The organism is Staphylococcus sp. HMSC067F07 (assembly GCF_001837405.1).
Taxonomy (GTDB): Bacteria; Bacillota; Bacilli; order Staphylococcales; family Staphylococcaceae; genus Staphylococcus; species Staphylococcus capitis.
Genome location: NZ_KV832234.1, coordinates 73,775 through 87,801, shown reverse-complemented (window position 1 = coordinate 87,801; position 14,027 = coordinate 73,775). Strand labels below are relative to the sequence as shown.

The following is a 14,027-nucleotide window of genomic DNA, read 5'->3' as shown; positions in this document are numbered from 1 at the left end:
GGATGGTCAATGTAGCAGATTATTCTCAATCGAATTTAGGTAAAATTGAAATTGCGCCAGAAGTTTTATCTGTTATTGCTAGTATTGCCACGTCAGAAATCGATGGAATCACAGGCCATTTTGCTGAATTAAGCAAGACGAATTTAGAGAAAATTAGTCGGAAAAACCTCTATAGAGATGTAAAAATTGAGGCTAAAGATGATGGTATATACATTGATATTTATTGTGCTTTAAAGCACGGAGTAAATATTTCTAAAACAGCCAATAATATTCAATCTGCAATTTTTAATTCAATAACAACTATGACAGCAATTGAACCAAAACAAATTAACATTCATATTACACAAATTATAGTAGAAAAATAAATAATACAAAGTAGAGGTATTATAGAAGTAGCATTTATTAGAATTCTAATTCAAAATAAAGCGTCACTTATAAATGTAGTACATTCTATGATATTCCTACTGGTTAGACTGATTTGAATTAAAAAAAATTAAAAAAATTTTAATTCAGTCATTTTCACCAATATGCTAATTATGGCTGAGACAATGTTTTATGTTTCAGCCTCATTAATTATATAAATACGTTTGAAGGAGTAAAATATGAGTCGTAAAGAATCAAGAATTCAAGCTTTTCAAACTTTATTTCAATTAGAAATGAAAGAATCTGATTTAAGTATCACTGAAGCAATCAACTTTATAAAAGATGATTATCCAGATTTAGACTTTGATTTTATTAACTGGTTAGTTACAGGAGTAAAAGATCATGAAGCTGTATTAGATGAGAAGTTTAAACCATATTTAAAAGATTGGTCAATTGAACGTTTACTAAAATCTGACCGTATTATCTTAAGAATGGCTACATTTGAAATGTTACACAGTGACACTCCTGAAAAAGTTATCATCAATGAAGCTGTTGAACTTACTAAACAATTTAGTGATGATGGTCACTATAAATTTATTAATGGTGTTTTAAGTAATATAAATAATTAAAATGAGTGATATGTATGACTGAATATTTAAGTGTTACTACTTTAACTAAATACATTAAATATAAATTTGATCAAGATCCTCATTTGCAATCTGTTTTAATAAAGGGAGAATTATCAAACTTTAAGAAACATTCAAGCGGACACTTATACTTTAACGTTAAAGATAAAGAGAGTGTGATTAGCGCTATGATGTTTAAAGGTAATGCTTCTAAATTAGGCTTTGAACCTAAAGAAGGTGATGAAGTTCTACTCGAAGCTCGTGTCTCCGTTTATGAAAGAAGGGGCAACTATCAAATTTATGTAAATAAGATGCAACTTGACGGAATTGGAAATTTATATCAAAAGTTAGAAGAACTTAAGAAGAAACTTACAAAAGAAGGTTATTTCGATAGCAGCGTTAAGAAACCTATATCCAAATTTCCCAAAAGAATTGCGGTCCTAACAGCTAGTACTGGTGCTGCAATTAGAGATATTCATTCAACAATTAACAGTCGATATCCTTTAGTTGAACAGATACACATCAGTACATTGGTACAAGGTACGCAAGCAAAACAAGATATTATAGAGAAAATTGAACATGCTGACACACTTGATGTAGACACCATCATAGTTGGGCGTGGTGGTGGTTCTATTGAAGATTTATGGAACTTTAATGAGGAAGAAGTAGTTAAAGCAATATATAGTTGTAATACACCAATTATTTCAGCTGTGGGACACGAAACTGACTTTACTTTAAGTGATTTTGTAGCTGATGTTAGAGCAGCTACTCCTACACAAGCAGCTGTAATCGCAACACCCGACCAATATGAATTAATGCAACAAATTAAACAATATCAATTTTCATTAACTAGGTTTATTAAACAATATATCGAACAACAGAAGAAACAATTAAATCATCTAAATTCTTATTATAAATTTAAGCAACCTTCACTATTGTATGATCAACAAATTCAAAAGCGTGATGACCTTGAAAAACAACTTAAGCAATTGATGTCGACATATCTTGAAAAGCATACTCAAAACCTCAAGCTATTGAAACAACATTTCAATTTAAAAACACTCAATAACAACATTTCTCAAGATAAAATGCATGTGTCCCAATATCGTGAACGTATGACTCAAGCAATAACAAATGAATTATCAAAATTACAAACAGATTTAAAAAATAAAATTGAAAATCTAAATAATTTGAGTCCTACTAATACAATGTTACGTGGCTATGCAATTGTAAATAAGGATGATAAAGTAGTTACAAGTACACATGATATTACTGAGAATGATACAATCACTTTAACAATGAAAGATGGCAACGTTGATGCTACTGTAAAGAAAGTAAGGTGTAATGATGAGTAAAGAAAAGCAAAGCTTTGAAGAAATGATGCAAGAACTAGAAAATATCGTACAAAAATTAGATAATGAAACAGTTTCATTAGAGGAATCACTAGACTTATATCAAAGAGGAATGAAATTATCAACTGCTTGTGATACAACTTTAAAAGATGCAGAGAAAAAAGTGAACAAATTAATGCAAGAAGAAGCTGAGGAACAAGAAAATGAAGAAGCTAACAATGAGTAATTTAATCGAAGAAGTTAATACTAATCTTAAGCAGGCAATTCCTGAATCTCATCTAAATACCGATTTAGAAGAGAGCATGATGTACTCACTTCAGGCCGGAGGAAAAAGAATTCGACCTGTATTATTATTACTTACTTTAAATATGCTAAATGAAAATTATCATAAAGGACTTCAAAGTGCTTTAGCTTTAGAAATGATTCATACATACTCACTCATTCATGACGATTTACCTGCAATGGATGATGACGATTACCGTCGTGGTAAACTAACTAATCACAAAGTCTATGGTGAATGGAAAGCAATATTAGCTGGAGATGCACTTTTAACAAAGGCATTTGAATTAGTCTCAAATGACGATTTAATTGAAGATAATGTTAAAGTAAAAGTCTTACAACGATTATCTAAAGCAAGCGGACACATCGGTATGGTTGGCGGACAAACATTAGATATGCAAAGCGAAAATCAAACAGTTGATTTAAAAACTTTAGAGTCTATTCATAAAGCTAAGACAGGTGCTCTTCTTACTTTTGCAGTAATGGCTGCTGTAGATATTGCTCAAGTAGATCAGAAGACGTCTCACAATCTAAATGAATTCAGCGAACATTTAGGACTTATGTTTCAGATTAAAGACGATTTATTAGATGTTTATGGCGATGAGAAAAAAATAGGTAAAGCGGTAGGTAGTGATGAATCGAATAATAAAAGTACTTATGTTTCCTTATTAGGTAAAGAGGGTGCTGAAGACAAACTGGAATATCATAAGAATCAAGCTTTGGAATGTCTGAATAATATATCTTCACAATATCAAACTTCAGAATTAATAAAAATTGTTGATTTATTTTACAATAGAGATCATTAAATTTAATAAAGATATTTAGATTTTAATTTATAGCCTATAAATGGATGAGTTCTAGTTCATTTATAGGCTAAATTTTAGATTTGTTTTAGCTATTATATTTTCATTTTGAAATCTTAGATACAAATCCTTATTATTTGATATATATTTTGTTTTCCATATACAAAAAATATTCATTCTCTAATTTTTATTCAATTAATTAATTTATCATGTTAAAGTTTGGATTTTTATAATAAATGCCTTTATCATGCCAAAGATAAAAAATAATAATGTTAAAGTTAAATAGTGTTTAGTAGTAGTTACGAGTCGCTTGTGTTAAAATCATTGTATAAATATTCGTAACTAGAGGTGTTTATTGTGCCAAAAAAATCAGTTAGACATATAAAAATTAGAGAAATTATTTCGAACGAACAAATAGAGACACAAGATGAATTGGTAAAACGATTAAATGAATATGATTTAAACGTGACACAAGCAACAGTTTCAAGAGATATAAAAGAATTACAATTAATTAAAGTTCCCGCACCTTCAGGTCAATATGTTTATAGTTTACCGAATGATAGAAAATATCATCCTTTAGAAAAATTAGGACGATATTTAATGGATTCTTTTGTAAATATAGAGGGAACTGGAAACTTACTTGTACTTAAAACACTTCCAGGTAACGCACAATCAATTGGAGCTATACTTGATCAAATTGATTGGGATGAAGTACTTGGTACCATTTGTGGCGATGATACATGTCTACTTATTTGTAGAAATGAAGAAGCAAGTGAAGAGATAAAAACTAGAATTTTTAATTTATTATAAGGATGCGATGAATTTATGTTACAAACCTTATCAATAAAACAGTTTGCTATCATTGATAAACTTGAAATACAATTTTCAGATGGATTAACAGTCCTAAGTGGCGAAACAGGCTCAGGTAAATCTATCATCATTGATGCAATTGGACAGCTAATAGGAATGCGCGCTTCTTCTGATTATGTGCGTCATGGCGAGAAAAAAGCTATCATTGAAGGTATATTCGATATAGATGAAAGCAAAGATGCAATATCTATTCTAGAAGATTTATCCATTGATATTGATGAAGACTTTTTATTAGTTAAGAGAGAAATCTTTAGTTCTGGTAAAAGCATTTGTCGTATCAATAATCAAATTGTCACACTTCAAGATTTAAGAAAAGTGATGCAAGAATTATTAGATATTCATGGCCAACATGAAACTCAATCATTACTCAAGCAAAAATATCATCTTCAATTACTCGATGATTATGCAGAAAATCAATATTCTGATTTGCTACAACAATATAAAAATATTTTCAATCAATATAAAGATAAAAGAAAAGAATTAGAAGATTTGGAATCAGCCGATCAAGCATTGCTACAGCGTCTTGATTTGATGAAATTTCAATTCGAAGAACTTACAGAAGCTTCTTTAAAAGAAGATGAAGTAGAACAACTAGAAGTTGATATTAAACGTATTCAGAATTCTGAAAAATTGAGCCTAGCATTGAATAATGCGCATCAAGTACTAACAGATGAGAATGCTATTCCGGATCGATTATACGAATTAAGTAATCATCTTCAATCTATCAATGATATTGTTCCTGAAAAATACGAAAAATTGAAAAAAGATATTGACCAATTCTACTATGTTCTTGAAGACGCAAAACATGATATATATGATGAAATGGCAAACACCGAATTTGATGAACAAGTATTAAATGAACTTGAATCAAGGATGAATCTTTTAAATAACCTAAAACGAAAATATGGAAAAGATGTTCCTGAACTCATTGCTTATCAAAGTAAGTTAGAGAATGAGATTAATAAAATTGAAAACTATGAACAAAGTTCATCACAATTAAGAGAAGAAATTAACCAACTTTATCAAGAAGTAATTGATATAGGTAAAGCATTATCAAAAGAACGGCGACGCGTCGCTAGGGAATTACGTGACCATATTGTTTCTGAAATTCAAAATTTACAAATGAAAGATGCAAATTTAGAAATATCTTTCAAACCTCTTGATGAACCTAACTACGAAGGAATCGAATTTGTAGAATTTTTAATTAGCCCTAATAAAGGAGAGCCTTTAAAAAGCTTGAATAAAATTGCTTCAGGAGGGGAATTATCTCGAATAATGCTTGCATTAAAAAGCATATTTGTTAAATCACGTGGCCAAACAGCAATTCTATTTGATGAAGTGGATTCAGGTGTTTCTGGACAGGCAGCACAGAAAATGGCTGAAAAAATGAGAGACATAGCTCAATTCATACAAGTCATATGTATTTCTCATTTACCTCAAGTTGCTTCAATGAGTGATCATCATCTTCTAATAAGTAAAGCCTCACATGATGACAGGACAACTACTCAAGTTAAAGAGTTATTAGATGACGATAGAATTAACGAGGTAGCGCGAATGATTTCCGGAGCTAGTGTTACTGATTTAACAAGAGAAAACGCTAAAGAAATGATTGCTCAAAATCACAGAGATTAATCTTTATCCATTTTAGTAGTAGCACATTCAAAATTTTTCTCAAAAAGAGTATAATGAATCGATTCTTAAAGATTTGTCATTAATTTTTAAATTTAATAACTATCCGAATTGATGTAAAATAGGAAAGTATTAATTTATAAGAACATCTTGAATTACATCACCTTTAGTTCAATATGTAATTCAATATTAAAATAAGTAATTTTATTAGAGGACTAAGATGTCTTGATTATAAATGTCAGACATATTTAGTCTTCTAAATATTTAAGGAGTAAGACCATGTCAGAAAAACAATATGATTTAGTCGTCCTTGGTGGAGGAACTGCTGGTTATGTAGCTGCTATCAGAGCTTCGCAATTAGGTAAGAAAGTAGCAATAGTTGAAAAATCTTTATTAGGTGGCACATGTTTACATAAAGGGTGTATACCTACTAAATCTTTATTAAAATCTGCTGAAATACATCATACTATTAAAAATGCTAGTACTTTTGGTATTGATGTAAGTAATTTTAATGTTAATTTTGAAAATATTTTAAAACGTAAAAATGATATTGTGAATCAAATGCATACAGGAGTAAACCAGTTAATGCAACACCATCACATAGATATATATAATGGAACTGGTAGAATATTAGGAACATCTATATTTTCACCTCAAAGTGGTACGATTTCAGTGGAATACGAAGATGGTGAGTCTGATTTAATACCAAATCAATTTGTATTAATTGCTACTGGCTCTACACCGAAATTATTACCATTTATTGAATTTGATCATGAACGTATTTTATCAAGTGACGATATCCTTTCAATTGAGTCTTTACCAGAACATTTGGCGATTATAGGTGGTGGTGTCATCGGATTAGAATTTGCTTCACTAATGAATGACCTAGGAACTTCAGTTACTGTTATCGAAGCAAATGACCGTATTTTACCAACTGAAAGTACTCAAATCGCTTCATCATTAAAAAAAGAATTATCTCATAGAGGTGTAACTTTCTACGAGAATATCCAATTAGATGAAAATAGTATTAAAAAAGATGATGATAGTGTTACAATTTATTTTGAAAATAATGCAATTAAAGTAGATAAAGTTTTAATATCTGTTGGTAGAACACCAAATACACAAGATATTGGTCTTAATAATACAAAAATCAAAACAAATAAAGCAGGACATATTATCACTAATGAATATCAACAAACTGAAGATAAGCATATTTATTCTGCAGGAGATTGCATAGGTAAACTTCAGCTTGCTCATGTAGGTTCAAAAGAAGGTTTAGTTGCAGTTGAACACATGTTTGATGGGCGTCCTATACCCGTTAATTATGACCTGGTACCAAAATGTGTTTACACATATCCAGAAATCGCTTCAATTGGTAAAAATATTGAAGAAGCCAAAGCTCAAAACATTAAAGCGCGTGCTTATAAAGTATCATTTAAAGCAATTGGGAAAGCGATGATTGATGATATTGGTGAGCAAAATGGTTTTTGCGAAGTGATTATTAATAAAGAAAATGATGAAATCATTGGTCTTAACATGATTGGACCTCATGTAACTGAATTGATTAATGAAGTTTCATTATTGCAATTTATGAATGGCTCATCTTTAGAACTTGGATTAACTACCCATGCTCATCCATCTTTATCTGAAGTTTTGATGGAATTAGGATTAAAAGTTGAAGGTAGAGCGATTCACGTATAGTAGGAGGTAAAATAATGATTGATTATAAGTCAGCAGGCCTTACTGAAGAAGACCTCAAGATGATGTATAAATGGATGGACTTAGGAAGAAAGGTAGACGAGAGATTATGGCTTCTTAACCGCGCAGGTAAAATTCCTTTCGTTGTAAGTGGTCAAGGACAGGAAGCCACTCAAATTGGTATGGCATACGCTATGGAAGAAGGGGATATTTCTTCTCCATATTATCGTGACTTAGCATTTGTTACATATATGGGTATAACACCCTTAGACACGATGTTATCTGCTTTCGGTAAAAGAGATGATATCAATTCCGGCGGTAAACAGATGCCATCTCACTTTAGTCATAAAGATAAAGGCATCTTATCTCAGAGTTCACCAGTAGCAACTCAGATTCCGCATTCAGTAGGTGCTGCCCTTGCATTAAAAATGGATAATAAACAAAATATTGCTACCGCAACTGTTGGGGAAGGAAGTTCAAATCAAGGCGACTTCCATGAAGGTCTTAACTTTGCAGGTGTGCACGATTTACCTTTTGTCTGCGTGATTATTAATAATAAATATGCTATATCAGTACCAGATTCATTACAATACGCTGCTGAAAAACTCTCTGATCGTGCTTTAGGTTATGGTATGTATGGTGAACAAGTAGATGGAAATGATCCTATTGCTGTTTATAAAGCTATGAAAGAAGCACGAAATCGTGCTTTAAATGGAGAAGGCGCTACTTTAATAGAAGCTGTTACTTCTCGAATGACACCACATTCTTCAGATGACGATGATAAATATCGTACTCAAGAAGAACGTGATAGTCTTAAAGAAGGAGACTGTAATATTAAATTTAAATCCTTCTTACTTGAAAATGAGATTATAGATGAACAATGGCTTTCTGATTTAGAACAAGAACACAAAGAATTAATTAATAAAGCGACGAAGGCCGCTGAAGAGGCTCCATATCCTTCAATCGAAGAAGCATATGCACACGTTTATGATGAAGGAGGCCAAGAAAATGACTAAATTATCCTATTTAGAAGCAATTCGCCAAGCTCATGATTTAGCACTTGAAAAAAATAAAAATACTTTCATCTTAGGTGAAGATGTAGGTAAAAAGGGTGGCGTATTTGGCGTTACACAAGGCTTACAAGAAAAATATGGAAAAGAACGTGTAATTGATACCCCACTTGCAGAGTCAAATATTATAGGAACTGCAATAGGCGCAGCAATGATGGGTAAACGTCCTATCGCAGAAATTCAATTCGCGGATTTCATTCTACCAGCGACTAATCAAATAATAAGTGAAGCTGCTAAGATGAGATACCGTTCTAACAATGATTGGGGCTGTCCTATAACTATTAGAGCACCTTTTGGTGGAGGTGTTCATGGTGGTTTGTATCACTCACAAAGTATTGAAAGCATTTTCGCTTCAACCCCAGGATTAAAAATAGTAATTCCTTCTTCATCTTATGATGCAAAAGGATTATTATTATCATCAATTGAATCTAATGATCCAGTTTTATTCTTTGAACACAAAAAAGCTTATCGATTTTTAAAAGAAGAAGTTCCAGAAGATTACTATACAGTACCTTTAGGAAAAGCAGATGTAAAAAGAGAAGGCGATGATATCACTGTTTTCACTTATGGTTTAATGGTTAATTATTGTTTACAAGCAGCTGATATTTTAGCTGAAGACGGTATTAATGTTGAAGTTGTAGACTTAAGAACGGTATATCCATTAGATAAAGAAACTATTATTGATCGTGCTAAACAAACCGGCAAGGTTTTACTCGTTACAGAAGATAATTTAGAAGGTAGCGTTATGTCAGAGGTTTCGGCAATTATAGCAGAACATTGCTTATTTGAACTAGATGCACCGATTATGCGTTTAGCTGCACCCGACGTTCCATCTATGCCATTTTCACCTGTCTTAGAAAATGAAATAATGATGAGTCCTGAAAAGATACAAGAAAAAATGCGCGAATTAGCGGAATTCTAAGGAGGGTATCAATTGGAAATTAAAATGCCTAAATTAGGTGAAAGTGTTCATGAAGGTACAATAGAACAATGGTTAGTTGCTGTAGGCGATGAAGTAGGAGAATATGAACCTTTATGTGAAGTAATTACAGATAAAGTTACCGCTGAAGTACCTTCTACAGTTTCAGGTAAAGTTACCGAACTTATAGTTAATGAAGGAGAAACAGTAAGCGTTGATGCAGTAATTTGTAAAATCGATACAGGAGAAGAAAGAGATGATATAGATAGTGAGACAGAAGCAAATCATTCTTATGAAGAACAATCTTCTAGTCATAAAAAAAATTTGTCTCAATCGGAAATAAATGAAAATACTAATGATTCATCTTTACAACCTAAAAATAATGGTCGTTTTTCACCTGTTGTCTTCAAATTAGCTTCTGAAAACAACATCGATTTAACTCAAGTAGTGGGTACAGGTTTCAGTGGACGTGTCACTAAAAAAGATATTGAAAAAGTAATTAATAATCCTGAAATTATTGAAAATACAACTAGCAATTCCACTAGTAATCAGAGTCAAAACAACCAATCATCTCAACAAACTTTACAATCTCAAAGTCAATCTGAGTCCGATATAACATACAATCAAGGAAGTACAATTCCTGTTAAAGGGGTTCGTAAAGCAATTGCTCAAAATATGGTGACAAGTGTTACTGAAATTCCTCATGGTTGGATGATGATAGAAGCTGATGCAACGAATTTAGTTAAAACAAGAAATCATCACAAAAACACATTTAAACAAAACGAAGGTTATAATCTGACATTCTTTGCATTCTTTGTAAAAGCTGTAGCTGATGCCTTGAAAGCACATCCTTTACTAAATAGCACATGGCAAGGTGATGAAATAGTTATTCATAAAGATATTAATATTTCAATTGCTGTAGCTGATAAAGATAAATTATATGTGCCGGTCATTAAACATGCTGATGAAAAATCTATCAAGGGTATTGCTAGAGAAATCAATGACTTAGCTACAAAAGCTCGCAATGGCCAACTTACTCAAGCAGATATGGAGGGTGGCACATTTACAGTAAATAATACTGGTTCATTTGGCTCAGTGTCTTCAATGGGAATTATTAACCATCCTCAAGCCGCAATATTACAAGTGGAATCTGTGGTTAAAAAGCCTGTTGTTATAGATGATATGATTGCAATTAGAAGTATGGTTAATTTATGTATTTCGATCGATCATCGTATCCTTGACGGACTACAAACAGGTCAATTTATGAATCATATTAAAAAACGTATTGAACAATATTCTATTGAGAATACAAATATCTATTAAGATTTCAATCTCACATATCCATATATTACTGTCGACAACTTCATTGATATTGTCGACAGTTTATTTTATTTGAAAATGAGTGAGAATACTTAATCAAGCTTGTTGAACAATATACTTTTAATTAGTAGAATAAAAGAAGTTAAAATTAACAATGAAATGAAAGGTGACCTAATATGGATTTAAATTTCGATTTATATATGAACGGGGTTGTTGAACAAGCACGTAATGAAATTGAAGAAGCAGGTTATGAACAATTAACAACTGCTGATGAAGTAGATAGTGTTTTAAAACAAGATGGCACTTCTTTAGTTATGGTCAATTCAGTTTGTGGTTGTGCTGGTGGTATTGCACGTCCAGCAGCCTCTCACGCATTACACTATGATAAATTACCAGATCGACTAGTCACAGTTTTTGCTGGACAAGATAAAGAAGCAACTCAACAAGCAAGAGATTATTTTGAAGGATATGCACCTTCAAGTCCTTCTTTTGCATTAATTAAAGACGGTAAAATTACTGAAATGATAGAACGTCATCAAATTGAAGGTCATGATGTTATGGATGTAATCAACCAATTACAAGGCTTATTCGAAAAATATTGTGAAGAAAGATAAGAGGCCTAAAACACATGTTAAAGTTAAATCCTTATAAGATTGGATTTAGAACTCTCAAAACTGCAGTAGGAATGACGCTAGGAGTTATAATTTGTAAGTTACTAGGTTTAGATAATTATGCTTCTAGTGCGATTTTAGTCGTATTATGTATCAAGCATACTAAAATGCATTCTGTACAAGCTATTGTTTCACGCCTAGTCTCATGTTTATTAATTTTGTTTTTAGGCTCAGCTATTTTTAGTTTATTAGGTCAACATGCATTAGTTTTAGGTTTAATTGTCCTTTTATTTATTCCTTTAACAGTTGTTCTCAATGCTCAAGAAGGCGTAATAACGAGTTGCGTCATTTTATTACATGTTTTTAATGCTAAAGAAATTAATGGGCACTTGATGATTAATGAAATACTACTTTTAACAGTAGGTTTAGGTATTGCCTTTATTATGAATCTCATGATGCCAAGTTTAGACAAAAATTTAAAACGTTATAAAAATGATATTGAACATCAAATTACAGATATTTTCACTATTTTTAGTCATGCTTGTACAATGCGCAAAGATCAACTAGATATTAAATTCGACGCACTACTATTGAACATCAAGAAAGCAAAGTCCTTAGCTTTTAGGGATGTTAAAAATCATTTTGTCAGAAATGAAAACTCCTACTATCACTACTTTGATATGAGAGAAGAACAAGTAGAGTTATTAAAAAGAATGACGCATCTTATAGAGAGTATTTCTACTGATGACCCTATCCTTGAAAAAATATCTCAATTAATGTCAGAAATAGGCAGCAACGTTAATAGTAACGATTATACAGCATTGCGACTTCACTCACTTTATGAGATTCGACTATCCTTAGATCAATTACCGTTACCAACTACACATCAAGCATTAAATTCACGAGCAAATGTTATACAGATATTAAATGAATTAGAAGAATACTTAAATATCAAATCACAATTTGGTTCGTTAAAATTGCATAGTGAAATATGAAAAATAACCGTTACATTAAACTTATTTTGAAAAAAGTTCGATGTAACGGTTTATTTATTAGTTCATAACTGGTGCCAAACTTGTAAGTAGTAATGCAAGTACTACGGCTACAAGCATAACAATAATAATGATACGTAAAACTTTATTATTCAATTCTTAATTCCTCCGTATATTTATATAAATCGTTTAACAACGACTTAAATACGTCTATATATCGTAACCTTATATGATTTAATTCTAAAAAGCAATCAATTTATTTTTGATAAACTTGAAAGTCAGTTAAAATATATTTATATACGAAAGGGGACTTGCAATCATGATTAACAAAGAACGTATATTGAATACTTTTCTAGAGTTAGTAAAAATTAATTCAGAAACAGGTTATGAACAAACTATTCAACCTATACTTAAAGAAAAATTTGAAAATCTAGGGCTAATCGTCAAGGAGGATAACGCTTCAGAACAAGAAGGATTAGGCGCTAACAACCTAATATGCACTTTACCTAGTAATTTATCAAACAAACAGATACCAAAGCTTTATTTCACTAGTCATATGGATACAGTAGTGCCTGGTGTAAATATACGACCTCAAGTGAAGGACGATGGTTACATTTACTCTGATGGTACAACTATTCTAGGCGCAGATGATAAAGCAGGCTTAGCTGCTATACTCGAAACAATCGAACAGATAAATGAGCATAATTTACCTCATGGACAAATTCAATTTGTCATTACAGTTGGTGAAGAATCAGGTTTATTGGGAGCTAAGGCATTAAATACGCAATTACTAGATGCAGACTTTGGCTATGCCGTTGATGCAAGTAAAGAGGTAGGTACAACTGTTGTCGGTGCCCCTACACAAATGAAGATTTATACTACCATTAAAGGTAAAACGGCTCACGCGAGTACCCCAACTAAAGGTATTAGTGCTATTAATATCGCTGCTAAAGCGATTAGTAGAATGAATTTAGGCCAAATCGATGATTTAACAACTGCAAATATTGGTAAATTCCATGGTGGCTCTGCAACAAATATTGTTGCTGATGAAGTTGTTCTTGAAGCTGAAGCACGATCTCACAATGACCAAAGTATTGAAGTACAAGTTCAACATATGAAAGATACCTTTGAGAGCACTGCTAAAGAATTTGGTGGTGAAGCTCATGTAGAAATAGAAACAAGTTATCCAGGATTTAAGGTGGAAGATCATGAAGACGTGACAAAATATGCAATAGCAAGTGCAGTTGCTTTAGGACTTAATGGTGATACTTGTATTGCTGGCGGTGGTTCTGATGGAAATATAATGAATAGATATGGAATTCCTTCAGTTATTTTAGGAGTAGGTTATGAAAACATCCACACAACATCTGAACGTATCGCTACTAAAGATTTATGTATGTTATCAAGTCAAATTTTAAAAATTATAGAACTTGTTAGCGAATAATACAGTCTTTTAGTAATTGTTAATATGCGTTTTATGTTACAATATTATTGA

At 31.7% G+C, this 14,027-nt stretch carries 15 protein-coding genes; 14 read left to right on the top strand and 1 reads right to left on the bottom strand.

Annotated elements, in window-relative coordinates:
* The first annotated feature begins 2 nt into the window (after window positions 1–2).
* The 13 genes from HMPREF2706_RS03675 (at window position 3) to HMPREF2706_RS03615 (ending at window position 12,535) form a co-directional block, all read left to right on the top strand.
* Window positions 3–365 carry an Asp23/Gls24 family envelope stress response protein gene (locus tag HMPREF2706_RS03675; protein ID WP_002433947.1) on the top strand — a complete coding sequence of 121 codons (363 nt, stop codon included), beginning with the start codon at window positions 3–5 and terminating at the stop codon, window positions 363–365.
* 237 nt (window positions 366–602) lie between these two features.
* Complete coding sequence (nusB, locus tag HMPREF2706_RS03670; RefSeq protein WP_002433628.1) at window positions 603–992, top strand: transcription antitermination factor NusB; 390 nt, start codon at window positions 603–605, stop codon at window positions 990–992.
* A gap of 14 nt (window positions 993–1,006) precedes the next feature.
* The gene (gene xseA, locus HMPREF2706_RS03665; protein ID WP_030059020.1) at window positions 1,007–2,344 is read left to right on the top strand and encodes an exodeoxyribonuclease VII large subunit; all 1,338 of its coding nucleotides are present in this window, start codon (window positions 1,007–1,009) and stop codon (window positions 2,342–2,344) included.
* The gene (locus HMPREF2706_RS03660) at window positions 2,337–2,567 is read left to right on the top strand and encodes an exodeoxyribonuclease VII small subunit (RefSeq protein WP_002433880.1); all 231 of its coding nucleotides are present in this window, start codon (window positions 2,337–2,339) and stop codon (window positions 2,565–2,567) included. The genes xseA and HMPREF2706_RS03660 overlap by 8 nt, the downstream gene beginning before the upstream one ends.
* Window positions 2,545–3,426 carry a polyprenyl synthetase family protein gene (locus HMPREF2706_RS03655; protein WP_049427603.1) on the top strand — a complete coding sequence of 294 codons (882 nt, stop codon included), beginning with the start codon at window positions 2,545–2,547 and terminating at the stop codon, window positions 3,424–3,426. The genes HMPREF2706_RS03660 and HMPREF2706_RS03655 overlap by 23 nt, the downstream gene beginning before the upstream one ends.
* 354 nt (window positions 3,427–3,780) lie before the next feature.
* Window positions 3,781–4,233 carry a transcriptional regulator AhrC/ArgR gene (gene ahrC / locus HMPREF2706_RS03650; protein ID WP_002433875.1) on the top strand — a complete coding sequence of 151 codons (453 nt, stop codon included), beginning with the start codon at window positions 3,781–3,783 and terminating at the stop codon, window positions 4,231–4,233.
* A gap of 15 nt (window positions 4,234–4,248) precedes the next feature.
* Entirely contained in the window at window positions 4,249–5,925 is a 1,677-nt protein-coding gene (gene recN, locus HMPREF2706_RS03645; RefSeq protein WP_049427605.1) for a DNA repair protein RecN, read from the top strand.
* Window positions 5,926–6,201: 276 nt separating this feature from the next.
* The gene (lpdA, locus tag HMPREF2706_RS03640) at window positions 6,202–7,623 is read left to right on the top strand and encodes a dihydrolipoyl dehydrogenase (protein WP_049427607.1); all 1,422 of its coding nucleotides are present in this window, start codon (window positions 6,202–6,204) and stop codon (window positions 7,621–7,623) included.
* Between the two features lie 14 nt (window positions 7,624–7,637).
* A complete protein-coding gene (locus HMPREF2706_RS03635; RefSeq protein ID WP_037549217.1) occupies window positions 7,638–8,636 on the top strand; it encodes a thiamine pyrophosphate-dependent dehydrogenase E1 component subunit alpha in 999 nt (332 codons plus the stop codon).
* Window positions 8,629–9,612: an alpha-ketoacid dehydrogenase subunit beta gene (locus HMPREF2706_RS03630; RefSeq protein ID WP_049427609.1), complete on the top strand. Its 984-nt coding sequence runs from the start codon at window positions 8,629–8,631 to the stop codon at window positions 9,610–9,612. The genes HMPREF2706_RS03635 and HMPREF2706_RS03630 overlap by 8 nt, the downstream gene beginning before the upstream one ends.
* Before the next feature lie 12 nt (window positions 9,613–9,624).
* Window positions 9,625–10,932 carry a dihydrolipoamide acetyltransferase family protein gene (locus tag HMPREF2706_RS03625; protein ID WP_049427611.1) on the top strand — a complete coding sequence of 436 codons (1,308 nt, stop codon included), beginning with the start codon at window positions 9,625–9,627 and terminating at the stop codon, window positions 10,930–10,932.
* A 173-nt stretch (window positions 10,933–11,105) separates the two neighbouring features.
* Window positions 11,106–11,543, top strand: a complete 438-nt coding sequence (gene brxB / locus HMPREF2706_RS03620; RefSeq protein WP_002433599.1) for a bacilliredoxin BrxB — start codon at window positions 11,106–11,108, stop codon at window positions 11,541–11,543.
* Window positions 11,544–11,557: 14 nt separating this feature from the next.
* Window positions 11,558–12,535 carry an aromatic acid exporter family protein gene (locus HMPREF2706_RS03615; protein ID WP_023350221.1) on the top strand — a complete coding sequence of 326 codons (978 nt, stop codon included), beginning with the start codon at window positions 11,558–11,560 and terminating at the stop codon, window positions 12,533–12,535.
* A gap of 57 nt (window positions 12,536–12,592) precedes the next feature.
* Here HMPREF2706_RS03615 and prli42 read toward each other — a convergent pair whose 3' ends face one another.
* Window positions 12,593–12,688, bottom strand: coding sequence for a stressosome-associated protein Prli42 (gene prli42 / locus HMPREF2706_RS12210; RefSeq protein WP_150130644.1), 96 nt, complete (start codon window positions 12,686–12,688; stop codon window positions 12,593–12,595).
* A gap of 163 nt (window positions 12,689–12,851) precedes the next feature.
* Between prli42 and HMPREF2706_RS03610 the strand changes: the two genes are divergently transcribed.
* Window positions 12,852–13,976 carry a M20/M25/M40 family metallo-hydrolase gene (locus HMPREF2706_RS03610; RefSeq protein ID WP_049427614.1) on the top strand — a complete coding sequence of 375 codons (1,125 nt, stop codon included), beginning with the start codon at window positions 12,852–12,854 and terminating at the stop codon, window positions 13,974–13,976.
* Window positions 13,977–14,027 lie beyond the last annotated feature (51 nt).